The sequence below is a fragment of the Brevundimonas poindexterae genome, assembly GCF_020524625.1.
Lineage (GTDB): Bacteria > Pseudomonadota > Alphaproteobacteria > Caulobacterales > Caulobacteraceae > Brevundimonas > Brevundimonas poindexterae_A.
In genome coordinates this window covers 79,291-101,281 of the sequence record NZ_JAIVLL010000003.1, presented here as the reverse complement: position 1 = coordinate 101,281, position 21,991 = coordinate 79,291, and the positions used below count along the sequence as shown (strand labels likewise).

The window sequence follows — 21,991 nt, the reverse complement described above, 5'->3', positions numbered from 1 at the left end:
TAAGGTCCCCGCCCATTCGGGGTGTTCAATCCAGTGGGGTTTCCATGCGTATCGGTCTTCTGCTTGCTGCCGTCGGGACGGCGGCCCTCATGGCGGGGTCCGCCATGGCCCAGGTCAGTGTCGGCGCCGTCGACCAGAGCCGCGGCACCTATGAGGATGCCTTCCGCCAGTTCGAGGGCGAGGGCTGGCCCAGCCCCAACGACTATCGCACCGCTTCGGGCGCGCCCGGATACCGCTACTGGCAGCAGCAGGTCGATTACGTCATCGACGTTCGGTTCGACGAGGATACCAAATCCCTCAGCGGCAGCCAGCGGATCACCTATCACAACAACTCGCCAGACACCCTGACCTACGTCTGGATCCTGCTGGACCAGCAGGACATGGCCAAGGGCTCGATGGCCAGCGTGGCCTCGCCTTCCTCCTCGTCCGAGACCTACAGCCGCTATGAGACCTTGGGGCTGGCGCGCAGCGAAACCTGGGAAGGCGGCTTCTCGGACATCCAGGTCAAGGGCACCGACGGTCGCGCGCTGAACACCACCCAGGTCGACGCCCTCCTGCGCGTGGACCTGCCGCGTCCGCTGGCGCCCGGCGAGACCTTTGTGTTCGACATGAGCTACCGCATGCCGTTCGGCGAGACCGCCGTGACCGGCGCCCGCAGCGGCTATGAGTGCTTCCCCGGGCCGACGCCCGCCGGCAACTGCATCTTCCAGGCGGCCCAGTGGTTCCCGCGCCTGGCCGCCTACTCCGACTATGAGGGCTGGCACACCCTGCCCTTCCTCGGCTCCGGCGAATTCCCCCTCGAGTTCGGCAATTACGAAGTCTCGATCACCGTTCCGGCGGACCACATCGTGGCCGCCTCGGGCGAGCTTCAGAACGGCCGCGACGTCCTGACCCGCGAGCAGCAGGCCCGCATGGCCGAGGCCCGTCGCAGCACCGACGAGCCGGTCTATGTCGTCACGCCCGACGAGGCCCTCGCCCGCGAACAGGGACGCTCCACCGACACCCGCACCTGGCGCTTCCGGGCCGAGAACGTCCGTGACTTCGCCTGGGCGTCCTCGCGCGGCTTCGTCTGGGATGCCATGGCCGTCGAACAGGACGCGCCCGGCGCCCCGACCGTGATGGCCATGTCCTTCTACACCAAGGAAGCGCGGCCGATGTGGGATACCTATTCCACCCGCGCCGTGGCCCACGCCATCGACGTCTACAGCTCCTTCACCTTCCCCTACCCCTATCCCACGGCCCAGTCCGTCAACGGCCCGGTGGGCGGGATGGAATACCCGATGATCACCTTCAACGGCGCCCGTCCGACGCGGGACGCCGAAGGCAACATCATCAACGGCGACCGCACCAAATACGCTCTCGTCGACGTCATCATCCACGAGATCGGGCACATCTATTTCCCGATGATCGTCAACAGCGACGAGCGTCAGTGGACCTGGATGGACGAGGGCATCAACACCTTCCTCGAATACCAGGCGACCAAGCTGTGGGACCCGGACTTCCCGGCCAGCGGCGAGCCGCGCGGCATCATCGGCTATATGACATCGGACAATCAGGTCCCCCTGATGACCCGCTACGACACCGCCCTGAATCAGGGGAATATCGGCTACCGCAAGCCCGGCACCGCCCTGGTCGTCCTGCGCGAGACCGTCATGGGCCGCGAGCTGTTCGACCGCGCCTTCCAGGAATATGCGCGCCGCTGGCAGTTCAAGCGCGCCACGCCCTATGACTTCTTCCGCACCATGGAAGAGAGCTCGGGCATGGACCTCGACTGGTTCTGGCGCGGCTGGTTCTATTCGACCGACCACGTCGACATCTCGGTCGAGAACGTCATCAAGGCCCGTCCGGAAACCGATGCCGACCGTCCGGCCCGTCGCCCGTCCACGGGGGGCAACACCAACAACGACACCCCGCCGGTGCCGCTGACGGTCGCCAACAACAGCGGCATCGAGACGGTTATCGAGCGCAATCCGGGCATCGATGCCTACGACGACACCGCCGACCACGGCTATCCGCTGACCGAAGAGCAGCGCCGGGCCATCGGCCAGGGCGCCCGTGACGGCATGACGGCCATGATCGCCGAGGCCGACTCGTTCGACTCGAACGTCTACCGCTTCACCTTCAAGAACGTCGGCGGCGTGGTGATGCCGATCATCCTGAAGCTGACCTTCGAGGACGGCACCAGCGAGATCGTCCGCATCCCGGCCGAGATCTGGCGCTTCAACAACCAGGAAGTCAGCTGGCAGTATGTGACCGACAAGACCCTGGTGCAGACAGAGGTCGATCCCAACTGGGAGACCGCCGACGCCGACCGCGAGAACAACTACTTCCCGCGCCGCTAGGCCTCACTACACCGACGACATCGGGGGCGCGTTCCGCGAGGAGCGCGCCCTCAGTCGTTTTCGGGAGCGGCCAGATCCGCCGGGTCGTGCTCGTAGTCCAGCAGGTCTGCGGGCCGGCACCCCAGCGCCGCGCACATTCGGGCGAGGGTCGAAAAGCGGATGCCCTTCACCTTGCCCGACCGGAACAGGGACATCTGTGTCTCGCTCAGGCCGACTTCGGCGGCCAGGTCGCGCGCCGTCCGGCCGCGCTTGGCCAGAACGGCATCAAGGGTCACGCGAACGGGCATTCAGATCATCTCGTCCAGCTCGGCCTGAACGGCCGTCGCCTGGTCCAGCACCCGGCCCAGCAGGAACAGCGCCCCGCCGATCATGCCCAGCGTCATGCCGCTGACGTCGAAATGCAGCCAGCCCCCATGCCCGCTCTGGATGAGCCGCGTCAGATTGGTCACGCCGAACACGCTCAGCACACCACCGATCCCAAGGGCCAGCCCGACCCGCCTCAGCGCCCGTGCCAGTGTGGGCTGGATCAGGTCACCCTTGGCCAGACGCCCCATGGCCTGGCCCAGTGACCAGACGGCATAGAGGTAGAACAGCGACGGCGCTCCCCAGACCACCGCGCTCAGCCAGCCGTTGGGCGTGCCCCTGAAGTCTCCCCGCGCCGCCAGGATCGCCGGAGCCACGAAATACATCAGGGCCAGCAGGGCACCGACGCTGACCACCATGAACACGGCCAGCCATCGGTAGTGGCCACACAGGGTGCGAAAGCGGGCGAGGTCGTCAGCGGCCATGGGATCCTTCCTGTCTGAACTTTAATCTTGACTTAAATTTCCACGCCTCGCAACTTTATACAAGAGTTAAAACACGAGAGGCTGCACATGCTCGCCATCGAGACCCGAAACCTGACGCGTCGCTTCGGCGCCACCCTTGCCGTCGACGCCGTTTCGCTGAATGTCCCCAAAGGCTGTGTCTATGGATTCATGGGCCGTAACGGGGCCGGCAAGACCACGACGCTCAAGATGCTGCTGGGCCTGATCCGCGCCGACCAAGGCACGATCCGGATCGCCGGCATCGATGCCCGGGCCGACCGGCTGGGCGCCGCACGCTGCATGGGCGCCCTGCTGGAGGCCCACGGCTTCTACGCCCACCTTTCGGGGCGCGAGAATCTGGACATCACCCGCACCCTCCTGGGCCTGTCCCGCAATGAGGTCGACCGGGTCTTGGAGATCGTCGACCTGCGCCGACAGGCCGATCGCCGCGTGGGCGGCTATTCGCTCGGCATGCGCCAGCGATTGGGCATTGCGCGGGCCATGCTGGGATCCCCGGCGGTGCTGATCCTCGACGAGCCCACCAATGGCCTCGACCCCGACGGCATTGCCGACATGCGGATCTTCCTGCGCGACCTGCCGGTGCGCACCGGGGCCACCGTCCTGCTGTCCAGCCACCTGCTGGGCGAGGTCGAGCACGTCGCCGACCGCGTCGGCATCGTTCATCAGGGCCGTCTGGTGCTCGAAGATGATCTGGTCAGTCTGCGCGCCGGTCAGGCGCCCCGCCTGAGACTGGGCTGCGATGCCCCCGAGCAGGCCCGCGCCCTGCTGGCGGGTCTGGGCCTGACGCTGTCCGTCGAACCGGAAGGGGGGCTGGTCAGCCTGCGGCCGTCCGATGATGCGCCGGGCGTCGCGCGCCAGCTGAACCGCACCCTGGTCGAGGCCGGTATCGGGGTGCATGAGCTGAGCCCCTGCCCCCGGTCCCTGGAAGACATCTATCGCGACATCACCCTGATGTCCCCGACCCCGACCGAGGAGGCTGCCTGATGCTACGGGTTCTGACTGTCGAACTGCGCAAACTCAATCGCTCGCTGGCCGCCGCCCTCGCGGTCGCCGCCCCCGGCCTGATCGCCGTCTTTACCTTCTTCAATGTGCTGCGCGGCAAGACCCCCCAGCCGTGGGACATGTGGATGATCGGCTGCCTCGGGATCTGGGCCTTCTTCATGCTGCCGATGAGCGTGACGGCCCTTACCGCCCTCGTCGCCCAGATGGAGCACAGCCCCCGCTCATGGGACCACCTTCGCGCCCTGCCCCTGCGCCGCTGGACCCTCTATGCCGCCAAGGCCGTCAGCGTCTTCCTCGTGGTCGCCCTTATGAGCGTCGCAGTCCTCGTGCTGAGCTGGGCCGCAGTGCGACTGGCGGTGACCCTCAAGCCGCAGCTCGACCCGACCGGCGCATTCGAGACCCGGGCCTATCTGGAGACCATGGGGCGCATCTATCTGGCGGCGGTGCTGCTGATCGCGGTCCAGTTGTGGCTGGCGCTCCGCTTCTCAAGCTTCGTTCCGGGGCTGGTGGTCGGGATCGGCGGCACCTTCTTTGCCGTGGTCGCCACCTCGGCCCGCATCGGCGTCTTCCTGCCCTGGCAGATGCCGATCAACATGCTGGCGACCGACGGATGGCGCATGCACACCGCGCTGGGGCTGGGTCTGGGCGGGGGCCTGCTGGTCCTGACCCTTGCCCTCTGGCACCTGTCGAGGCGCGAGGTGCTCTAGGTCGAAATCCAGCAGCCGTGCCAGCCCGCCCGCCGGCGCCATCATCAGGATCATGGCCGCCTCCCTGAGTCGTAATTGATAATCATTTGCAGGTTTGCGGATTCGGCCCCCTCATGGCAAGCCTTTCCGCGCAGCAGGAGACGACGATGCCCAAGGACGGCCCGCTCGACGATCTGGAAATGGCCGGAGGTGACCTGGCCGTGCGGTCGGAAACCTGACCCTGCAAGGCGCGTCGGACCGGTCGTGTGACGGCTGCGGCCTGTGCTGCAAGCTGATGGGCGTCACCGCCCTCGAAAAGCCGGCCGGCCGCTGGTGCAGCCACTTCAGCAAGTCGGCAGGATGCCGGATCTACGCTGACCGCCCCGTCGACTGTCGCATCTTCAACTGCCTGTGGCTGCTGACCGACGCCCTCGGGCCGGAGTGGAAGCCCTCCACCTGTGGCTTTGTCCTGCACAGCGAGGATCAGGGCCGCCGCCTGATCGTCGAATGCGACGCGGCTCGACCCCACGACTGGCGGCGCGCGCCCTATCAGGAAACCCTGGCGGCCTGGGCCCGTGCGGGACAGGAGGTCCTGATCATGACCGGGGCGCGCGGCCTGCGCCTGCTACCCGACGGACAGACCCGGCCGGTACGAAGAGCCGCCTAGCGCGGCTCGATCGTATGGCCGATCGCATCGGCCAGGGCGCGGTCCTCGTCGGTAACGGCCGACACCCAGATGTGGATTTGCACGCCATCGCGGAGACGGAACAGGTGCTCCAGCGCCAGGGTCTTGCCATCCTCGGTCACCACGATGGATCGCCGTCCGGCCCGCTGACGCTCCTCGCCGGTATAGATGGGAAAGTCCGGGGTCGGTCCGACATAGATCATCAGCAGGCCGCGGCCCTCGCGACGAACGGAATAGATGTCGAAGTCCGGTCCTGATCGGCCGGCATACAGGGCGCCGTCCGCCGGCAGGTCGATGCGGAACGGCAGGGCCCGGCGCTCGGCCAGCGTAAGGGCAACCGGCGCAGGCGCAGCCGGAGCCGTCGCCACCCCGGGAGCCGGCGCTGCCGGCGGCGCAACGGCCTCGGGTTCTGTCGAAGGCTGAGGCTGAGCCTGTGGGGTCGGTGTGGGTACAGGCCGGGGCACGGGCGCCGGACGGGGCACGGGTGCCGGGCGGGGCACAGGGACAGGTGACGGTGTCGGAGTGGCCACGGGCGGGCCACTGTTCAGGTCGCGGGTGATGTCGCTGGCATCGGCCTCCTGGGCCGAGGCGACGGCGGGTGCGAACGCGATAGCGGCAAGCGCGAGGGCCGCGGCGGCGCCGGACGGGATCAGCGAGGTCATCTTCATGGGGCGAACCATCGTCCGCCCGCCTGCCGAGCGCAAGTGCTGCAGATCAGGCCGCCGGCAGCTCCACCCAGAAGGTGGCCCCTGCCCCGGGCTCTGACACCACGCCAATATCCCCGCGCTGCAGTTCGACCAGACGTTTGGCCAGCGCCAGACCGATGCCGTGGCCCTCGATGGTCGAGCGTTCCAGACCCAGCCGGTTGAACGGTTCGAACAATTGCGCCTGCTTCTCCGGCGACAGGCCGGGGCCGCGATCGATGACCTCGATCCGCACGGCGCCGGTCACGCGGATGGCCTTGAGCGTCACCACCCCCCCGGATCCGCCATACTTGACCGCATTGCTGGACAGATTGCCGAGCACCTGCGCCAGACGCTGCGAGTCCGCCAGCACCACCATGCCGTCGACGGCGCATTCCATCTCGATCCGGACGCCCGCCGCATCCGGACGCAGCGCCGTGACGCGGGCCACGTCCTCGAGCACACCGTGCACATCCGTGGGCCGCAGATCGACCTTAACCGCACCCGACTCGGCGCGGGCGACGTCCAGAAGGTCATGCGACAGGGCCTCGATCTGACGCGAGGTGCGGACCAGCATGTCGGCCATGTCCTTCTGGGCATCGGTGACCTCACCGATCTGCCCGGACTTCCACAGCTCGCCGATACCGATAATGCCCCCCACGGGGCTCTTGATCTCGTGGGCCACATTGGCCAGCAGGCGCGACTTGGCCTCCGAGGCCCGCTCGGCCCGCACCTGACCGGCGCGCGCACGCTCGGCCAGCAGATCGCGCTCTTCCAGCAGGGCCGCCACCAGCAGAATGGGCAGGAAGCCCAGCAGGACCATCACCTGGGCCAGCACAGCGCGGTCCGCCACCTCGCCGCTCAGAGCGAACGGACCATGTCCAAGCATGGCACTGCCCACGGCAATGACGGTGGTGATCATCAGGGCCGTGGCAATGCCGAGCACGCGCAGCCGCACGGCGATCAGGATCAGCAGCGGGATGACGATGAAGCTCATCGGAACCGTAGCGAACCAGAAGACCAGCACCGAGGCGGCGGTCAGCAGGCCGAGAAGCACCAGTGTCTCGACGACCTTCCACGGACGGCGCAGCACCTGCATGTGCCCGCGCGTCAGCGCCAGACCAAAGGTCCCGATGATGGCCAGCCCCAAGGCATGTCCGAACCACCATGTCTGGAAGGAGGCGCCAATGTCCGCGCCACTCATGGCATAGAGGCACAGCGCGGCGAACAGGGCCGCAGGAACGGGCGCAATCAGCGCCGCCCCCAGCAGGAATCGCCCGCATCCGGTGACGGTGCTCAGGTTCAGGCCCGGCGCGAACCGGCGGGCCAACGTCACCGCCAGCACAATCTCGATCATATTGGCAACGGTGAACATCACCGAGAGCAGCGGCGGATTTCCGACCAGGAACTCCCCGACAAGAATGCCGAGGGCGACCAGCCCACCATAGGCGAGGTCATAGACATTGCCGCGCGAGGTCCGAAGCCAGACCACGGTCGCCAGACCGCCGGCGCCCCACAGCGCGGCCACCAGGCCCGCTGTCCGGGCGAAATTGATCGACAGCACGATCAGCAGGGCCACGCCCACCGCCGTCAGGATCGGTACCAACGGCTGCGAGAATACAGGCTCGCTGACACGTTCGGTGACAGTCGCCGGCCTCATCGAGGCAGCGTCGGGCCGGGCAGGCTTGGCGACATCCAGCGCGGGGCTGAGAGGCATTCGGCTTATCCACATCACTCAAACAGCCCGTGATGCTTAAGGTCCGGCCTTTAATATCCCCTGAAGCTTACGCGCGAATTGCAGTGTTCAACTCTCGTACGGCCGCACCCGGTCCACGCGGGTGATCCCAGACGCCGCTGCTCACGGCGACGAAATCGGCCCCGGCCCGGGCCAGGTCCGCGGCATTGTCCACAGTGATGCCGCCGATGGCCACGCACGGAATCTCCATGGTTTCCTGCCAGATCGCCAACAGGTCGGGCTTCGCGACGTGCTGCACCGCCTTGGTGCGCGTCGGGAAAAAGGCGCCGAAGGCCACATAGTCCGCCCCGGCCTCGGCGGCCTCCATGGCCAGATGCCGACTGTCGTGACAGGTCACGCCGATCATGGCGTCCGCGCCCAGCAGGCGCCGCGCCTCGGCCACCGAGCCGTCCTGCTGGCCCAGATGCACACCGTCGCACCCGCGCGCCAGATCGGCCCGGTCGTTCATGATGACGGCCACGCCGCGGGCCTGGGCCACGGGCGCCAGCACCTCGACGGCGCGACGGATGTCGTTGTCGGGCACGTCCTTGAGGCGGATCTGCAGGGCCGCCACGTCCCCCGCGTCCAGCGCTTCGCCGAGGCGATCCGCAAAGCCCGCCAGATCGGGCAGGGCCGGCGGCGTGATCAGATACAGCCGGCACGGCGGGCGGGTCGAGGCAGGGATCTTGGCCATGCGCCGCAAGTGCGACGCCGGGCCGCATTCGTCAACGCCGGAATGCGCATGCGAACGATTTGCAGTCGCCCTTATCGATGCTATAGCGAGGCGTTATCAACTAGCCTGGCGTGCCTGCCCGTGTATGTCTGTAACTGTAACGGCCTGCGACCCCGCGACGTCGCCCGCGCCATCGATGCCGGCGCCACCCGCCCGCGTGAGGTCTTCGCCCACAACCAGTGCACCGCCCAGTGCGCCAAATGCGTTTGCGAAATGCGCCAGATCATTCAGGACACTCGGGAATCCTGGGCCATGGCGGCCGAATAGCCACCGCGCCTGTCGAGAGCGAAACGCAAACTCGTTCTCATCTTACTGAAATATCAGATTATTTTTGGCCGCATCCCGGCCCTGTGCTACACTTCGCCCGTGCTTGAAACAGGCGATGATTCCGCGCGACCGCGGATCAGCCGCCTCCAATGAGAAGGGCCTCGGCCATGAAGGGCGATCCGGCGATCATCCGCACCCTCAATGCGGTGCTGACCAACGAACTGACGGCGGTGAACCAGTACTTCCTGCATGCCCGCATGTTCGAGAGCTGGGGCCTGTCGCACCTCGGCAACGTCATCTACGAAGAATCGATCGGCGAGATGAAGCATGCCGACATGCTCATCAAGCGCATCCTGTTCCTCGATGGCCTGCCCAACCTGCAGGACCTGCACAAGCTGAAGGTGGGCGAGGATCCCATAGAATGCCTGGGCGCCGACCTCCAGCTCGAGCTGGACAGCCGCAAGGCCACCTCGGCCGCCGTCACCCAGTGCGAGGAAGCCCGCGACTACGTCAGCCGTGATCTTCTGATGCGCATCCTCGCCGACACCGAGGAGCACATCGACTTCCTCGAGAACCAGCACAAGCTGATCGAGCTGATGGGCGCCCAGAACTATCTGCAGTCGGCGATGAAGGAGATCGTCACCGACGCGGGCGCCACCGGGAACTGATCGGGCAACGGATCGGGAACGGACGTCGGTCCGGGTCATTCCCTCCGAAGGCTGGAGGTGACGGAATGCTCGACCTTGATGACGTCCGCGACGAAGCGGTCGACCTGATCAATGCCCGCGACCGCGAGGGCTCGCACGTCCTGATGGGCGTGGGTCTGACCGTGGGCTTTGCCTTCGCTGCGGCCACGATCGCCAATCTCTCTATCCGACCGCGTCGGAAGGGCGGCGAGGACCAGCCGGTCACGGAACGCCCTCGCGGCTCGCTGGGCCTGATCCTGCCGGCCATGTTCTCGGCCACCACCCTGTCGGCGCTGCGCGTCTGGAATGCCCCGGCGCGCCCCGAGCGTACGCGTGCGCTCGGCCTGTGGGGCGCCGCCCAGGTCGTCAATGCCGTCTGGATTGCGCTCCGGCCCGCCAGCCGCTGGCTGCAGATCGCCGCCGCCATGTCATCGGCCGGCATGGCCGCCGCCTTCGCCCACGAGGCCCGCAAGATGGACGGTCGGGCGGGCAAGATGGCCTCGCCCATAGGATCCGGCGTCCGGCTGGCCAATCGCGTGGACGACGCCAACTGACCGCACCTGATCCGGTGGGCTAGGTGTCAACCTCGCAAAGGGCGTCGAGCCCTTCCTTGACGGCCCATCGGATAAGGCGGGCCACAAGGCGGCTGCCGATGCCAGACCCAGGCGCTACGACATTGATCAGGTAGGTCAGCCACTCAACGCCGCCAAATTCCAATTCAGGATTGTCTTTGTAGGCGCGGCATATCGGGCCTCTGATTGTGGGCCAGGCCCGGCGAAACATTCTTTCCGCCCGTTCCAGGAACCAGTTGCCCGGCAAGGCGGTCGAGCTCTTCGAGATTTTCGCGACCATCATCAGCGCGCTCTCCACACCGGGGTCGTCGTACTCCGTGCCGGCACCGGCGGTCACCAGCTCGGCGGCGAGGTCCTCGTCGCTCAGGCTCAGAATGTACTCGACGTCAGCAGCATCAACTGTGGTCGCGGTCATGTTTCTACCCCTGAGTGTGTATCGACGTTATTTCTTATCTCCGGTTGCGTTGTTCGGCAAGATGCAATCTGGAGGCAGCCTTGCCCTTTTCAACGGTGTGCTCTAGGGGTCCGCGCCAGTTCAAAGAGGCGCCGTCCGCGCCGCCCCATCCCCCTGTGACCCTATGAAAATCAACGGCAACACCATCAAGCCCGGCATGGTCCTGCAGCACAACGGCGGCCTGTGGGTCGTCACCAAGGCCAGCCACGTCAAGCCGGGCAAGGGCGGCGCCTTCGCCAACGTCGAGGCCAAGAACCTCGAGACCGGCAACAAGCTGAACGAGCGCTTCCGGTCGGAAGACAAGGTCGAGCGCGTCACCCTAGAACAGCGGGACTATTCCTATCTGTTCGACAACGGCGACTCGCTGGTCTTCATGGACGACGAGAACTACGAGCAGATCGAACTGCAGAAGGACTGGGTCGGCGAAGACCGCATCCCCTACCTGCAGGAAGGCATGAAGGTGGTGATCGAGAGCCACGAGGGTCGTCCGATCGGCCTGGAACTGCCGGAGCAGGTCGTCCTCGAGGTCGTCGAGACCGAGCCGACCGTGAAGGGCCAGACCGCCTCGTCCTCCTACAAGCCGGCCATCGCCAACAACGGCGTGCGCATCATGATCCCGCCCTATATGTCGACGGGCGAAAAGATCGTGGTCGACACCAGCACCGGCGAATACGTCCGCCGCGCGGACTGATCCGGGCGGTCCAGCCGGGCCGTCCTCTTTCTTGAACTTCTCCGCCTGTCCGGGCCGATGCCTTTCAGGACTTGTGGACCAGGAGATTCCCCATGGCCCTCGCCTCTGCCCTTCTGCAAACCATGATCGACGCGGTCCGCAAGACCGCCCGTCCGATGCTGCGCGACTTCGGCGAGGTCGCCCAGCTGCAGGTGTCCCGCAAGGGCCCCGCCGACTTCGTCACCGCTGCCGACATCAAGGCCGAGCAGACCCTGTTCGAACTGCTGACCAAGGCGCGCCCGGGCTATGGCTTCCTCGGTGAGGAGCGCGGCCTGATCGAGGGGACTGACAAGTCGCACACCTGGATCGTCGATCCGATCGACGGCACCACCAACTTCATGCACGCCATGCCCCACTTCGCCATCACCGTGGCGCTGGAGCGGCGCGCGCCGGACGGTACGGCCGAGATCGTGGCGGGCGTCACCTTCAACCCGGTGATGAACGAGCTGTTCTGGGCCGAAAAGGGCAAGGGCGCCTATCTGAACGACAGCCGCATCCGCGTGACCGGCCGCAAGGACCTCAGCCAGTGCCTGATCGGCACGGGCCTGCCCTTCATGGGCAAGACGGGCCACGGCCAGGCGATCAAGGACATCCACGCCATGGGCCAGCGGGTCGCCGGCATCCGGCGTCTGGGTTCTGCGGCGCTCGACCTCGCCTGGGTGGCCGCCGGTCGTTACGACGCCTTCTGGGAGCGCAATCTCAAGCCTTGGGACGTGGCGGCGGGCCTGCTGTTCGTGACCGAGGCCGGCGGTGTGGCCTCGACCATCGACGGCACCGGCAATGTGCACGACGGCCAGCAAATCCTGGTCGCCAACTCCGACCTGCATCCCCAGATCGCCGCCATCCTGCGCGCGACCTGATCCGCCGGTTCAGTCGGCCCGGAACTGCAGCCGGGCCAGACGGGCGTACAGACCGCCGCGCGCGACCAGCTCGGCGTGGGTGCCGACCTCGACCACACGCCCTTCGTCCATGACGACGATCCGGTCGGCCCGCAGCACGGTCGCCAGACGGTGGGCGATCACCAAGGTCGTGCGCGCCTGCATGGCCTCATCCAGCGCCACCTGCACCAGACGCTCATTCTCGGCATCCAGCGCGCTGGTTGCCTCATCCAGCAGCAGGATCGGCGCCTGACGGATCAGGGCCCGGGCGATGGCCAGCCTCTGGCGCTGGCCGCCCGACAGACTGCGCGCCCGCTCGCCCAGCGGCGTGTCGAACCCTTCCGGCAAGGCCTCCACGAAGGACAGGGCTTGGGCCCGTTCGGCCACATCCCGGACGTCCTCCAGCGGCGCATCCTCACGACCGAAGCGGATGTTCTCCAGCGCCGATCCCGAGAACAGCGGCGCCTCCTGCGAGACCCAGGCAAAGCGCGCCCGCAGGTCGACCGGGTCGACGGTCGAGGCCTCGACCCCGTCCACCCTCACCTGCCCCGACTGCGGATCATAGAAGCGCAGCAACAGGCGGAAGACCGTCGACTTGCCCGCCCCCGACGGCCCGACCAGCGCCACGGTCTCGCCCGGCTGCACGGCCAGGGTGAAGTCCTTCAGGGCGGGCAGGTCCGGCCGCCCCGGATAGGCGAAATTGACCTCGCGCATCTCCACGGCACCCACGGGCGGCTGCGGCAGGGCGGCGGGCCGCGCGGGCGGGCGAATGTCGGGCGAGGCCCGCATCAGCTCGTCGACCCTCTGCATGGCACCGGCGGCCTTCTGCACATCGCCCCAGCTTTCGCCCAGCGCACCGACGGCTCCGGCGACGAACACCGACAGCAGCACGAACTGCAGCAGCGCCCCGGGCGACATCCGGCCGGCGATCACATCCTGCGCGCCCAGCCACAGCACCAGGGTCACCCCCCCGAACATCAGGGTGATGATCATGGCCGTCATCCACGCCCGCGCGCGGATCCGCTTCAGCGACACGCCGAACGCCGCCTCGACCGATGCGCCAAAGCGTCCGATGGTCGAGGCCTCGCGCCCGAACGCCTGCACGGTCTCGATCGCATCGACGCTCTCGCCGGCAAATCCGACGGCCTCGGCAAAGCGGTCCTGCGATGCGACCGTGAGCTTCCGCACCACCCGCCCGAACAGGAACAGCGGCAGGATCAGTAGCGGCACCACCAGCAGCACCAGCCCCGTCAGCTTGGGACTGACCACGAACAGCAGGATCAGCCCGCCGATCATGGTCAGCAGATTGCGCAGGGCAAAGCTGATGGACGTCGTCATCAGGGTGTCGATCAGCTGGATGTCCGTCGTCAGGCGCGACAGCACCTCGCCCGTCCTCATCCGCACGAAGAAGGCCGGATCCAGCGTCAGCACCCGGCGAAACAGCGCCGTGCGCAGGTCCGCGATGATCCGCTCGCCCGTCCGCGTCACGAAATAATACCGCACCGCCGATGACACCCCGAGGAACAGGGCATTCAGGCCCAGCAGCAGGAACCAGAAGTCCAGCCGGGTGCCCCCGGCCTCGAATCCGTTGTCGATGGCCCCGCGCGAAGTCACCGTCAGGCCCAGCGACGCTCCGGTCGACATCAGCAGCCAGAACACCGACAGGGCCACATGGCCCCGGTGCTGGACGGCGAACGGCCACAGGCGCAGAAGCGGGCGGATATCCTTCTGCCGGCTGCGGCGCTCGCCCGCCTCGCTCAGCCGCTCGCTCAACTGGGCGCCCGCGCCGGGGCGACCCTGGGCTCCGGCATCCGGATCGGCAACGGTGGGGGAAGACGGGGGCGTGGCGGTCATGGCCTGCGCCTCTTGCCCCGGAACGCTACCCGGTGTAAACGCCGCCCCTCTCCCGCCGGAGCTTTCGGCGGGTTTCCCATTTTTGCGCACCGACGGTCGGCATCGTCACCGCGCCCGAACAGACCGGACCAACGCGATGAAAGCGGACACCCACCCCGACTATCACTTCATCACCGTGACGATGACGGATGGCACCTCCTACCAGACGCGCTCGACCTACCAGAAGGAAGGCGCGACCCTGAACCTGGACATCGATCCGCTGACGCACCCGGCCTGGACCGGCGGCAACCAGCACCTGATGGACCGCGCCGGTCGCGTGTCGCGCTTCAACTCGAAGTTCGGCGGCTTCATGAAGAAGTAGGCTTCGGCCTGACTTTCTCGGGTGCGTCCCGGAAGACACAGAGCGCCGTCCCTCGGGGGCGGCGCTTTCTGTTTGTCTGGAACGCCGATAAGCTGGCGTCGATTATGATTTGACGGGGGCGCACCCGCCCTTCGCCACGAACGGAACGGCACACGCCAGATGATTACGCGTCGACAACTGGGTCTGGGAGCGGCCACCGCCGCCATCATGGGGGCCGCCCAGGCCGCCCATGCGCAGAATGCCCCGCAGGACCCGCCGATGGGCCGCCCTCAAGGCGTTCCCCCGTCGCGCGATCCGGCCGCCGTCGCCTTCTACAACAGCTTCAATGACCAGCTGGCCCGCCTGCCCGAGATCGAGCAGCCGGACGTGCGCGCCTTCTATGAGATGAACGGCTGGACGCCTGTCTGGACGGCGCCGCGCCTCCAGGCCCTCCGCAACGCAGCCTCGAAGGCCGAGCGCCACGGTCTGGCCCAGTACGACTTCTTCGACTTCGACGCCCTGGCTGCCAATCGCGGCATGGCCGAGATGCTGACCACGGCCGCCGCCCTGCGCTACGCCCGCGTGCTCAGCGAGGGTCGCATCCGCCCCGAGACGGTCGAGGACCTGTGGGAGATGCGCAAGAACCGCATCGACCTGCCGCTCGGCCTCTATCAGGCCCTGAATCGCGACCTGGTGTCCTGGTACGAGGGTCTGGCCCCCACCGACATCGGCTACAACAATCTGTCGGCGGGCTATGTCCGCTACCGCCGCATGATCCGCGAGGACGGTGGCTGGCCGACCTTCAGCATCGGCGCCAATATCGAGCCCGGCGACGTGGATCGCCGCATCCCGACCCTGATCCGGCGTCTGGTGGCGGAAGGCGACCTGCCTGCGGCCGAAGGCGCGCGCCTTCTGGGTCTGGCCGACAACTACTACGGCCCCGAGCTTCAGGAAGCGGTCCGCAGCTTCCAGGTTCGTCACGGCCTGGTGGTCGACGCCCGCATCGGCTCGGGCACCCAGCAGTCTCTCTCGGCCTCGGCCGAGGACCGCGCCCGCCAGATCGCCCTCAACCTCGAACGCCGCCGCTGGCTGGCTCGCGACGTCGAGCCCGAGCGGATCGAGGTCAATACGGCCGCCGCCATCATGGTCTACTGGAAGGACGGGCGCCCCGTTCACTCGAACCGGGTCGTGGTCGGCTCTGCGGCCAACCAGACGCCCAGCCTCGAAAAGCCGTTCGCCTCGGTCGTCGCCAATCCCCCCTGGTACGTGCCCGCCGGCATTGCCCGGAACGAGATCCTGCCCCGTGGCCCCGGCTATCTGGCCGCCAATGACATGTACGTCTCGAACGGCACGGTCATTCAGCGCGCAGGCCCCCACTCGGCCCTCGGCTATGTGAAGTTCGAGCTGCGCGACAGCTACGCCATCTTCCTGCACGACACCCCGTCCAAGGCGGCTTTCAACCTGGCCTATCGCCACCGCAGCCACGGCTGCGTGCGGGTGCAGGACGCGGTCGACTTTGCCCGCCTGCTGCTGTCGCCCGACCCGCAGAAGCTGGCCGAGTTCGACACGGCCCAGGAAACCCGCCGCACCACCCGTGTGACCACCGGACGGGAAATCGGCGTGCGCCTGCTGTACTGGACCGCCTTTGTCGACGGTCAGGGCCGAGTGGCCTTCCGCGAGGACGTCTACAATCGCGACGAAAAGCTGGCCGAGGCGCTCGGCATCGCCGTCTCCCTGCCCCGCGCGGTGCAGGACGGCCGCGTCGATGCGAACGACGTCGGGCCGTAGGCCGGATCAGCTGGCCGCAGGGCCTCCGCCGAAGGCCGCCGACAGGCGGTCGAACTGGCTCTGAACCGGGTTGGGTGTGTCCGCCGGCGGTGTGGCATCGACGTACATGCGCCGGTCCAGATAGTGGATCCGGTCGTAGAGCTTCTCGGCCCGCACGCCATACTCGACCAGGGCGATCGGCAGGTCGGCGGGCGGCGGGGTCTCGGCATCGATCTTTCGGGCGGCGAGGCGATAGCGCGGCTCACAGGCGGCGCTGGCGGTCATGTCGCCTTCGCGCACGGCCCGCTGCACCAGCAGCCAGGACGCAATCTGCATCAGCCGGGTGGTCAGGCGCATGCTTTCGCCCGCATAGGCGAGCGCGGTCGCCCGCGACAGCAGCTTGGAGTCCCGACGGCCCTCGCCATCCAGATAGGCCGCTGTCTCTTCGACCAGTTCCATGCCTTCGCGGAAGGTGCGGTCGAACAGGTCCGAGCCGGCAAACTCCGTCACCACAGACAGCCGTGCGTCTCCGGCGGCGGCACCCGGCAGGGGGTGGGGCATGGACGTCTCTTCGGTCATCAACACTCAGTACCTGCAGCTATACCCGTTTGCCACGCGTAAAGCCCGGCCTCCCGGTTGCCTGCAACGGTCATGCCACGCCCGCCGTGCCGTTACGAGCCGAAGTTGAAGAGCGCATCGGCGGCGGACTTGCGCGCCGTCTTGCCCTTCATGGCGGTTCGCACCCGTTCGATCTCGGATTCCAGCTCGACGATCCGCTGCTCACATTCCTCGACGGAATAGAGATCCAGGTCCTCGCGGGCCAGCCGGGCCACCAGATCCCCCCGCTGCGGCCGCGGTTCGGCGTCGTCGATCAACATGTCCGCCTCCTTGGTTCACGCGTCTCAGGGGCCTATCTGAACGCCCGGACACGGATGATTGCAAGGGCGGCCCCATGAAACAGATCACCATCGAGGGCGGCACAGGTCCCGCGACGGCGCTCACGCTGGTCGAGGTGCCGGACCTCGAACCGGCCGTCGGCCAGGTCCGCATCCGGGTGCGGGCTGCCGGGATCAACCGCCCCGACCTGTTGCAGCGTCAGGGCCTCTATCCCCCGCCGCCCGGTGCTCCGGAGACCCTGGGCCTCGAGATTGCAGGCGAGATCGACCGGCTGGGCGAGGGCGTGAGCGGCTGGTCCGTTGGCGACCGGGTGTGCGCCCTGCTTGGCGGGGGCGGCTATGCCGAACAGGCGCTCGTTGACGCCCGGCACCTTTTCCCCGTTCCCGACAACATGGAGCTCGTTCAGGCCGCCGCCCTGCCCGAGACCCTTTCGACCGTCTTCACCAATGTGTTCGAGGACGGCCGGTTGAAGGCCGGAGAGACCTTCCTGATCCACGGCGCGACCAGCGGCATCGGCGTCACCGCCATCCAGATGGCCAAGGCGGCCGGCGCCCGCGTCATCGCCACCTCGCGCGGCGAGGCCAAGGCCCGGGCGGCGCGCGATCTGGGCGCGGACCTAAGCCTCGATGCCGGCTCGGACGATCTGGAGGCCGCCGTTCGCGAGGCCGGAGGGGCCGACGTCATTCTGGATATGGTGGGCGCCGACTATGCCGCCCTCAATCAGGCGGTGCTCAAGCCCGGCGGGCGCTGGTGCGTGATCGCCACCCTCAGCGGCGCGCGGGCCGAAATCGACCTGATGCGGATGATGCTGAAGCGGATCGTGCTGACCGGGTCGACCCTCCGGTCCCGCAGTGCCGACGAAAAGGCCAGGCTGATGGCCGAGGTCCGACGCATCGCCTGGCCCTGGGTTGAGGCGGGCCAGGTGCGGCCGCCGATCGAGGCGACCTTCCCGCTGAAGGATGCCGGTCTCGCCCACCTCCGGCTGGAAGCGGGCGAGCACATCGGCAAGATCGTTCTGGTGACCGGCTGATTACCAGCGGTCGCCCCGGCCACCCCGGCCCACGGGCCGCAGCGACGAGATGCGATCGTTCAGGCCCCAGCGGTCCAGATTGCTGACATCGCCGTTGAAGCGCTGGCAGTTGCCCCGGAAATAGGCGTCCGAGCAGACCTCCCACTCGCCGCGGAAGCGCATGGAGCTGATCTGGTCGTTGAAGCCCGTGCGATCCAGGTTCGGGATTTCGCCCGTGAAGGTCGTCGAGGCCCCACGGAAGCGGGCGTCCCGATAGACAGTGATCTCGGCCCGGTTGCCCCAGCCGCCGTTGCCACCACCCCAGCCGCCGCCATTGTCGTTGCGCCTGTCTTCAAAGTCCCCGCGGACCGGGCCGCAGACCAGACGTCCGTTGTCATTGGCGATGTCATAGGGGCCGCAGCGGTTCAGTTCGATCGAGGTGCCGCGAATCCGGCCGCGCTCGTCACGGCAGTCGGCGTACAGCCGGCCTTGGTTCACATAGTCGCCGCTACAGGTGCGCGAATAGCTGCCACGGGGGGCGACCCGCTGCGGATCCTGATAGTTGCCCGGCGCCCGCTGCGGATCCTGATGATCCATCACCGGGGCGCTGCCGCCCATGACCAGGGCCGATACGGCGGCCATGCCTGCCAAATTCAACATCGTCTTTCCTCCACCAAAGGTCCCGAGGCCCAAACGCCTCCATGAGCCTCACTGTTCACTGTCGCAGATGAACCTTGGCTGTATGACCTCGCCATATGGCGTTTTCTTTTCAGGCGAATGGGCCTATACGGAAACTCTCCGCGCCCGGCCGAAAGGTCGGGCGCCGCTGTTTCCGGCTCCGCCTTCCGGAGCCCTCCTGAACCGGAACGACGTCATGACCGACATTCTCATGCCCAAGGCCACTGCGGTCTGGCTGGTGGACAATTCCTCGCTGACCTTCGAGCAGATCGCCGACTTCTGCGGCCTGCACCCGCTCGAGGTTCGCGGCATCGCCGACGGCGACGTGGCGCGCGACATCCGCGGCGCCGACCCGCTGGTCAACGGCCAGCTGACCCGCGACGAACTGGACAAGGCCCAGTCCGACTCCAGCTACCGCATGAAGGCCGTGGTCAGCCGCCACGCCGAACTGCTCAAGCCCGCCAAGGCTCCGCCGCGCTACACCCCCGTCTCGCGCCGTCAGGATCGCCCCGACGCCATCATGTGGTTCGTCAAGAACCACCCCGAGGTGGCCGACGCCCAGATCGCCAAACTGCTCGGCACGACCAAGGCCACAATCGAGACGGTGCGCAACCGCACCCACTGGAACAGCGCCAACATCAAGCCGGTCGACCCCGTAACCCTGGGCCTGGTCGGCCAGATCGCCCTCGACGAGGTGATCAAGAAGGCGGCCGAGAAGAAGGCCCGCGAGGACGCCAGGAAGGGCGGCGCGACCCTGCAGTCGGCCGACGCCGAGCCGGCCGCCGAGGCCGAGTTCGAGCCGGAAGCCGCCGAGCGCCGCGACCATCACACGGCCGAGTCCGTGTTCGGCTCGAACGACTGACGCCGCGTTCAACGCCCAAACAGAAACGGCCCCGGAGTATCTCCGGGGCCGTCGTCATTTCTGGGTGGCGTCTGGCTAGCCGCTCTGTCGCTCAAGCCCGGCAATCTGCTCCTTGAGCCTGAGTTTTCGCAGCTTCAAAGACTTGAGGTACAGCGGATCGGTGGCCGGGTGGGTCGTTTCCTTCTGGATCGCGGCATCCAGATTGCGGTGACGGTTTCCCAGTTCGCGAATACGCGCCTCGATGGTCATGGCTTGCGCCTCCTTGTCTAAGGGACCAGTAGATTGAGCGCCCGTCCGACGACCGTGTGGAATCACGTTTCGGTGATTCCGGCCGCCGCCGGGCCTGATCAGCCTCTCCGGCAAAAGGGTCAAAGTTGTGAACGCTGCCGTACAAACGGACCAAAGACCCCTGATCGTCGGCATCAGCGGCGCGTCGGGCGTAATCTACGGCGTGCGCATGCTGGACGCCCTGCGCGACCTGGGCGTTTCGTCGCACCTCGTCGTCTCGCGCGCCGCCCTGCTGACCCTGTCGCAGGAAACCGACCTCTCGCCCCAGGACCTGACCGACCGCGCCGATGTGGTGCACAAGGTCGGTGACGTCGGCGCCTCGATCGCCTCGGGCTCGTTCCGCACGCGCGGCATGGTGATCGCCCCCTGCTCGATCCGCAGCGCCGGAGAGATCGCCACCGGCATCACCTCGACCCTGCTGACCCGCGCCGCCGACGTCACGCTCAAGGAGCGCCGGCGTCTGGTCCTGATGGTGCGCGAGACCCCGCTGCACCTCGGCCATCTGCGCACCCTGACCGCCCTGTCCGAGATGGGCGCCATCATCGCCCCGCCCCTGCCCGCCCTCTATGCCCGCCCCGACAGTCTGGAGCAGATGATCGACCAGAGCGTCGGCCGGGTGCTGGACCTGTTCGACCTCGACTGGACCCCGGTGCGCCGCTGGAGCGGCCTGACCGGCGGAGCGTCGGCGTGAGCGCCCCCGCCTTCTGGGACTGGGCGCTCGAGGCGTATGGCCGTGAGGGCGTGTCCGACGCCTGTCTCGAGCTGCAGGACCGGCACGGACAGAATGTGCCCCTGCTGCTCTGGGCAACCTGGCTGGCGGCGCGGGGCGAGGCTGCCTCGGGCGAGACCGTGGAGGCCGCCTGCGACATCGCCCGCGCCTGGGACGAGACGACGGTGGAGCCCCTGCGCGCCCTGCGCCGCCGCCTGAAGTCGCCCCACCCGGATCTGGAGCCCGGCGCCCGTCTGGACATGCGCCAGAAGACCATCGAGCTGGAGCGCCGCGCTGAACACCATCTGATGCAGGCGCTGGAGCATCTGCCGCGTGAGGCGGGCGCCGGCTCCGACAGCCTGACCGCCCTGGTCGCCGTCGCCCGCGCCTGGTCGCCGGTTACGCCGCGAAATGAGCTGACCCGTCTCGCCGCGTGTCTTTCGGCCTGAGCCCGGCTCGGGTATATAACCGCGACTTCAGGGGTAATCGGCAGCGATGAACGACGACGCGAGTCTTACGGAAGAGGAACTGGCCCTCCACATCCGTCTGAAGGGCCTGCGTCAGGAGCACGCTGATCTGGATGCGGCCATCGAGGCCCTGTCCGAAACCGCCGTCCCGGACCAACTCCGCATCGCCCGCCTGAAGCGAAAAAAACTGGCCCTCCGCGACGAGATCGTGAAGATCGAGGACCGCATCCTTCCCGACATCATCGCCTGACGTCCGGCGTCAGCGCCCCGGCTTCCTCAGCCACATGGCGGCGTCCGCCTCGGCGAGCCAGGTCTCGACATCGGCCTGACCGTTCCAGGCCCGGACTCCGAACGATCCGCCCAGCGGAATGCGTCGGCCCTCATGGACGAACCCCTCGGTCCTGAGCGTCTCTGACAGGCGGGCGGCCTTGTCCCGGCCCTCCTCGACCCCGGCATTCATCAGCAACAGGCCGAACTCGTCCCCGCCCAGCCGGCCGACCGCATCCGATTCCCGCAGATTGTCGCGCATCAGCTCGGCCACGCGGACCAGGGCCGCGTCGCCCGCTGCGTGGCCGTGGGTGTCATTGACTCCCTTGAAGCCGTCCAGGTCCAGATAGAGCAGCACGGCGGGCACCTGATGCCGCTTGCAATAGGCCATGGCCCGGTGGAGCGCCGTGACGAAGCCGCGCCGGTTCAGCGCCGGGGTCAGGACATCGTGGTCCGCCGCCGCCTCGGCCGCCTCGGCGCGCGCGCGCAGGGCCTCCACCTCGGCCCGCAGCCGTTGCAGTTCGGCCTCCAGGGCTTCGGGATCGGCAACGGGGACGGCGGTCTGGGACACGG

28 protein-coding genes are annotated in these 21,991 nt (G+C 67.5%); 16 read left to right on the top strand and 12 right to left on the bottom strand.

The window, feature by feature from the left end; all coding sequences use genetic code 11:
* Positions 1-44 precede the first annotated feature (44 nt).
* Positions 45-2,342: a M1 family metallopeptidase gene (locus LC068_RS11200; protein WP_226637259.1), complete on the top strand. Its 2,298-nt coding sequence runs from the start codon at positions 45-47 to the stop codon at positions 2,340-2,342.
* A 50-nt stretch (positions 2,343-2,392) separates the two neighbouring features.
* On the opposite strand, the gene LC068_RS11195 is transcribed toward LC068_RS11200, so the two are convergent.
* Complete coding sequence (locus LC068_RS11195; RefSeq protein ID WP_209119826.1) at positions 2,393-2,629, bottom strand: helix-turn-helix domain-containing protein; 237 nt, start codon at positions 2,627-2,629, stop codon at positions 2,393-2,395.
* Entirely contained in the window at positions 2,630-3,130 is a 501-nt protein-coding gene (locus tag LC068_RS11190; protein WP_226637258.1) for a DUF2975 domain-containing protein, read from the bottom strand.
* A gap of 87 nt (positions 3,131-3,217) precedes the next feature.
* Here LC068_RS11190 and LC068_RS11185 point away from each other — a divergent pair, with 87 nt between their 5' ends.
* The 3 genes from LC068_RS11185 to LC068_RS11175 all read left to right on the top strand — a co-directional run bounded on the left by LC068_RS11185 (position 3,218) and on the right by LC068_RS11175 (position 5,524).
* Complete coding sequence (locus LC068_RS11185; RefSeq protein WP_226637255.1) at positions 3,218-4,153, top strand: ABC transporter ATP-binding protein; 936 nt, start codon at positions 3,218-3,220, stop codon at positions 4,151-4,153.
* Positions 4,153-4,878: an ABC transporter permease gene (locus LC068_RS11180; protein WP_226637254.1), complete on the top strand. Its 726-nt coding sequence runs from the start codon at positions 4,153-4,155 to the stop codon at positions 4,876-4,878. Before LC068_RS11185 ends, LC068_RS11180 begins: the two co-directional genes overlap by 1 nt.
* A gap of 274 nt (positions 4,879-5,152) precedes the next feature.
* Positions 5,153-5,524 (top strand): YkgJ family cysteine cluster protein, encoded by a 372-nt coding sequence (locus LC068_RS11175; RefSeq protein WP_226637253.1) that lies wholly within the window; start codon positions 5,153-5,155, stop codon positions 5,522-5,524.
* On the opposite strand, the gene LC068_RS11170 is transcribed toward LC068_RS11175, so the two are convergent.
* The 3 genes from LC068_RS11170 to thiE all read right to left on the bottom strand — a co-directional run bounded on the left by LC068_RS11170 (position 5,521) and on the right by thiE (position 8,654).
* Positions 5,521-6,210 carry a hypothetical protein gene (locus tag LC068_RS11170; RefSeq protein ID WP_226637252.1) on the bottom strand — a complete coding sequence of 230 codons (690 nt, stop codon included), beginning with the start codon at positions 6,208-6,210 and terminating at the stop codon, positions 5,521-5,523. The genes LC068_RS11175 and LC068_RS11170 overlap by 4 nt on opposite strands.
* Positions 6,211-6,256: 46 nt before the next feature.
* Positions 6,257-7,942 (bottom strand): sensor histidine kinase, encoded by a 1,686-nt coding sequence (locus LC068_RS11165; protein WP_226637251.1) that lies wholly within the window; start codon positions 7,940-7,942, stop codon positions 6,257-6,259.
* Between the two features lie 67 nt (positions 7,943-8,009).
* Positions 8,010-8,654 carry a thiamine phosphate synthase gene (thiE, locus tag LC068_RS11160; RefSeq protein ID WP_226637250.1) on the bottom strand — a complete coding sequence of 215 codons (645 nt, stop codon included), beginning with the start codon at positions 8,652-8,654 and terminating at the stop codon, positions 8,010-8,012.
* A gap of 120 nt (positions 8,655-8,774) precedes the next feature.
* On the opposite strand from thiE, the gene LC068_RS11155 reads away from it, so the two are divergent.
* From LC068_RS11155 to LC068_RS11145, 3 genes are all read left to right on the top strand, one after another.
* A complete protein-coding gene (locus LC068_RS11155) occupies positions 8,775-8,960 on the top strand; it encodes a (2Fe-2S)-binding protein (RefSeq protein WP_226637249.1) in 186 nt (61 codons plus the stop codon).
* A 167-nt stretch (positions 8,961-9,127) separates the two neighbouring features.
* Complete coding sequence (gene bfr, locus LC068_RS11150; RefSeq protein WP_226637483.1) at positions 9,128-9,628, top strand: bacterioferritin; 501 nt, start codon at positions 9,128-9,130, stop codon at positions 9,626-9,628.
* Between the two features lie 65 nt (positions 9,629-9,693).
* Positions 9,694-10,200, top strand: a complete 507-nt coding sequence (locus LC068_RS11145; protein WP_226637248.1) for a tryptophan-rich sensory protein — start codon at positions 9,694-9,696, stop codon at positions 10,198-10,200.
* Between the two features lie 19 nt (positions 10,201-10,219).
* On the opposite strand, the gene LC068_RS11140 is transcribed toward LC068_RS11145, so the two are convergent.
* Positions 10,220-10,633: a GNAT family N-acetyltransferase gene (locus tag LC068_RS11140; protein ID WP_226637247.1), complete on the bottom strand. Its 414-nt coding sequence runs from the start codon at positions 10,631-10,633 to the stop codon at positions 10,220-10,222.
* 163 nt (positions 10,634-10,796) lie between these two features.
* On the opposite strand from LC068_RS11140, the gene efp reads away from it, so the two are divergent.
* Both efp and LC068_RS11130 read left to right on the top strand, forming a co-directional pair.
* Positions 10,797-11,363, top strand: a complete 567-nt coding sequence (efp, locus tag LC068_RS11135; RefSeq protein ID WP_209119837.1) for an elongation factor P — start codon at positions 10,797-10,799, stop codon at positions 11,361-11,363.
* Between the two features lie 92 nt (positions 11,364-11,455).
* On the top strand, positions 11,456-12,262 hold the full coding sequence (locus LC068_RS11130) for an inositol monophosphatase family protein (RefSeq protein WP_209119838.1): 807 nt from the start codon (positions 11,456-11,458) through the stop codon (positions 12,260-12,262).
* Between the two features lie 9 nt (positions 12,263-12,271).
* On the opposite strand, the gene LC068_RS11125 is transcribed toward LC068_RS11130, so the two are convergent.
* Complete coding sequence (locus tag LC068_RS11125; protein ID WP_226637246.1) at positions 12,272-14,134, bottom strand: ABC transporter transmembrane domain-containing protein; 1,863 nt, start codon at positions 14,132-14,134, stop codon at positions 12,272-12,274.
* A gap of 136 nt (positions 14,135-14,270) precedes the next feature.
* Between LC068_RS11125 and rpmE the strand changes: the two genes are divergently transcribed.
* Both rpmE and LC068_RS11115 read left to right on the top strand, forming a co-directional pair.
* Positions 14,271-14,495 (top strand): 50S ribosomal protein L31, encoded by a 225-nt coding sequence (rpmE, locus tag LC068_RS11120; RefSeq protein WP_226637245.1) that lies wholly within the window; start codon positions 14,271-14,273, stop codon positions 14,493-14,495.
* A 159-nt stretch (positions 14,496-14,654) separates the two neighbouring features.
* The gene (locus LC068_RS11115) at positions 14,655-16,262 is read left to right on the top strand and encodes a L,D-transpeptidase family protein (protein WP_226637244.1); all 1,608 of its coding nucleotides are present in this window, start codon (positions 14,655-14,657) and stop codon (positions 16,260-16,262) included.
* 6 nt (positions 16,263-16,268) lie between these two features.
* Here the strand turns inward: LC068_RS11115 and rcdA are convergent, their stop codons facing one another.
* Positions 16,269-16,802 carry a protease adaptor protein RcdA gene (gene rcdA / locus LC068_RS11110; protein WP_226637243.1) on the bottom strand — a complete coding sequence of 178 codons (534 nt, stop codon included), beginning with the start codon at positions 16,800-16,802 and terminating at the stop codon, positions 16,269-16,271.
* A gap of 110 nt (positions 16,803-16,912) precedes the next feature.
* Positions 16,913-17,119, bottom strand: a complete 207-nt coding sequence (locus LC068_RS11105) for a DUF1192 domain-containing protein (protein WP_226637242.1) — start codon at positions 17,117-17,119, stop codon at positions 16,913-16,915.
* A gap of 74 nt (positions 17,120-17,193) precedes the next feature.
* Between LC068_RS11105 and LC068_RS11100 the strand changes: the two genes are divergently transcribed.
* Complete coding sequence (locus tag LC068_RS11100) at positions 17,194-18,168, top strand: NAD(P)H-quinone oxidoreductase (protein ID WP_226637240.1); 975 nt, start codon at positions 17,194-17,196, stop codon at positions 18,166-18,168.
* Here the strand turns inward: LC068_RS11100 and LC068_RS11095 are convergent, their stop codons facing one another.
* Positions 18,169-18,807, bottom strand: a complete 639-nt coding sequence (locus LC068_RS11095) for a beta/gamma crystallin-related protein (RefSeq protein WP_226637239.1) — start codon at positions 18,805-18,807, stop codon at positions 18,169-18,171. It abuts the gene before it with no gap.
* 214 nt (positions 18,808-19,021) lie between these two features.
* On the opposite strand from LC068_RS11095, the gene LC068_RS11090 reads away from it, so the two are divergent.
* Complete coding sequence (locus tag LC068_RS11090) at positions 19,022-19,687, top strand: DUF1013 domain-containing protein (protein ID WP_226637238.1); 666 nt, start codon at positions 19,022-19,024, stop codon at positions 19,685-19,687.
* Positions 19,688-19,762: 75 nt separating this feature from the next.
* Here LC068_RS11090 and LC068_RS11085 read toward each other — a convergent pair whose 3' ends face one another.
* Complete coding sequence (locus tag LC068_RS11085; RefSeq protein ID WP_209119845.1) at positions 19,763-19,936, bottom strand: YdcH family protein; 174 nt, start codon at positions 19,934-19,936, stop codon at positions 19,763-19,765.
* Between the two features lie 127 nt (positions 19,937-20,063).
* Between LC068_RS11085 and LC068_RS11080 the strand changes: the two genes are divergently transcribed.
* From LC068_RS11080 to LC068_RS11070, 3 genes are read left to right on the top strand one after another with little or no spacing between them, the layout of a single operon-like run.
* Positions 20,064-20,666 carry a UbiX family flavin prenyltransferase gene (locus LC068_RS11080; protein WP_226637237.1) on the top strand — a complete coding sequence of 201 codons (603 nt, stop codon included), beginning with the start codon at positions 20,064-20,066 and terminating at the stop codon, positions 20,664-20,666.
* Positions 20,663-21,133, top strand: coding sequence for a TIGR02444 family protein (locus LC068_RS11075; protein ID WP_226637235.1), 471 nt, complete (start codon positions 20,663-20,665; stop codon positions 21,131-21,133). The genes LC068_RS11080 and LC068_RS11075 overlap by 4 nt, the downstream gene beginning before the upstream one ends.
* A gap of 46 nt (positions 21,134-21,179) precedes the next feature.
* Positions 21,180-21,401 (top strand): YdcH family protein, encoded by a 222-nt coding sequence (locus LC068_RS11070; RefSeq protein ID WP_209119848.1) that lies wholly within the window; start codon positions 21,180-21,182, stop codon positions 21,399-21,401.
* Between the two features lie 9 nt (positions 21,402-21,410).
* Here LC068_RS11070 and LC068_RS11065 read toward each other — a convergent pair whose 3' ends face one another.
* Entirely contained in the window at positions 21,411-21,989 is a 579-nt protein-coding gene (locus LC068_RS11065; protein ID WP_226637233.1) for a GGDEF domain-containing protein, read from the bottom strand.
* Positions 21,990-21,991: the final 2 nt, after the last annotated feature.

Bases quoted from the DNA above. Each gene is read 5' to 3' on its own strand.
- LC068_RS11200 (WP_226637259.1), top strand. From the start codon at position 45: ATGCGTATCGGTCTTCTGCTTGCTGCCGTCGGGACGGCGGCCCTCATG.
- LC068_RS11195 (WP_209119826.1), bottom strand. From the start codon at position 2,629: ATGCCCGTTCGCGTGACCCTTGATGCCGTTCTGGCCAAGCGCGGCCGG.
- LC068_RS11190 (WP_226637258.1), bottom strand. From the start codon at position 3,130: ATGGCCGCTGACGACCTCGCCCGCTTTCGCACCCTGTGTGGCCACTAC.
- LC068_RS11185 (WP_226637255.1), top strand. From the start codon at position 3,218: ATGCTCGCCATCGAGACCCGAAACCTGACGCGTCGCTTCGGCGCCACC.
- LC068_RS11180 (WP_226637254.1), top strand. From the start codon at position 4,153: ATGCTACGGGTTCTGACTGTCGAACTGCGCAAACTCAATCGCTCGCTG.
- LC068_RS11175 (WP_226637253.1), top strand. From the start codon at position 5,153: ATGGGCGTCACCGCCCTCGAAAAGCCGGCCGGCCGCTGGTGCAGCCAC.
- LC068_RS11170 (WP_226637252.1), bottom strand. From the start codon at position 6,210: ATGAAGATGACCTCGCTGATCCCGTCCGGCGCCGCCGCGGCCCTCGCG.
- LC068_RS11165 (WP_226637251.1), bottom strand. From the start codon at position 7,942: ATGCCTCTCAGCCCCGCGCTGGATGTCGCCAAGCCTGCCCGGCCCGAC.
- thiE (WP_226637250.1), bottom strand. From the start codon at position 8,654: ATGGCCAAGATCCCTGCCTCGACCCGCCCGCCGTGCCGGCTGTATCTG.
- bfr (WP_226637483.1), top strand. From the start codon at position 9,128: ATGAAGGGCGATCCGGCGATCATCCGCACCCTCAATGCGGTGCTGACC.
- LC068_RS11145 (WP_226637248.1), top strand. From the start codon at position 9,694: ATGCTCGACCTTGATGACGTCCGCGACGAAGCGGTCGACCTGATCAAT.
- LC068_RS11140 (WP_226637247.1), bottom strand. From the start codon at position 10,633: ATGACCGCGACCACAGTTGATGCTGCTGACGTCGAGTACATTCTGAGC.
- efp (WP_209119837.1), top strand. From the start codon at position 10,797: ATGAAAATCAACGGCAACACCATCAAGCCCGGCATGGTCCTGCAGCAC.
- LC068_RS11130 (WP_209119838.1), top strand. From the start codon at position 11,456: ATGGCCCTCGCCTCTGCCCTTCTGCAAACCATGATCGACGCGGTCCGC.
- LC068_RS11125 (WP_226637246.1), bottom strand. From the start codon at position 14,134: ATGACCGCCACGCCCCCGTCTTCCCCCACCGTTGCCGATCCGGATGCC.
- rpmE (WP_226637245.1), top strand. From the start codon at position 14,271: ATGAAAGCGGACACCCACCCCGACTATCACTTCATCACCGTGACGATG.
- LC068_RS11115 (WP_226637244.1), top strand. From the start codon at position 14,655: ATGATTACGCGTCGACAACTGGGTCTGGGAGCGGCCACCGCCGCCATC.
- rcdA (WP_226637243.1), bottom strand. From the start codon at position 16,802: ATGCCCCACCCCCTGCCGGGTGCCGCCGCCGGAGACGCACGGCTGTCT.
- LC068_RS11105 (WP_226637242.1), bottom strand. From the start codon at position 17,119: ATGTTGATCGACGACGCCGAACCGCGGCCGCAGCGGGGGGATCTGGTG.
- LC068_RS11100 (WP_226637240.1), top strand. From the start codon at position 17,194: ATGAAACAGATCACCATCGAGGGCGGCACAGGTCCCGCGACGGCGCTC.
- LC068_RS11095 (WP_226637239.1), bottom strand. From the start codon at position 18,807: ATGTTGAATTTGGCAGGCATGGCCGCCGTATCGGCCCTGGTCATGGGC.
- LC068_RS11090 (WP_226637238.1), top strand. From the start codon at position 19,022: ATGACCGACATTCTCATGCCCAAGGCCACTGCGGTCTGGCTGGTGGAC.
- LC068_RS11085 (WP_209119845.1), bottom strand. From the start codon at position 19,936: ATGACCATCGAGGCGCGTATTCGCGAACTGGGAAACCGTCACCGCAAT.
- LC068_RS11070 (WP_209119848.1), top strand. From the start codon at position 21,180: ATGAACGACGACGCGAGTCTTACGGAAGAGGAACTGGCCCTCCACATC.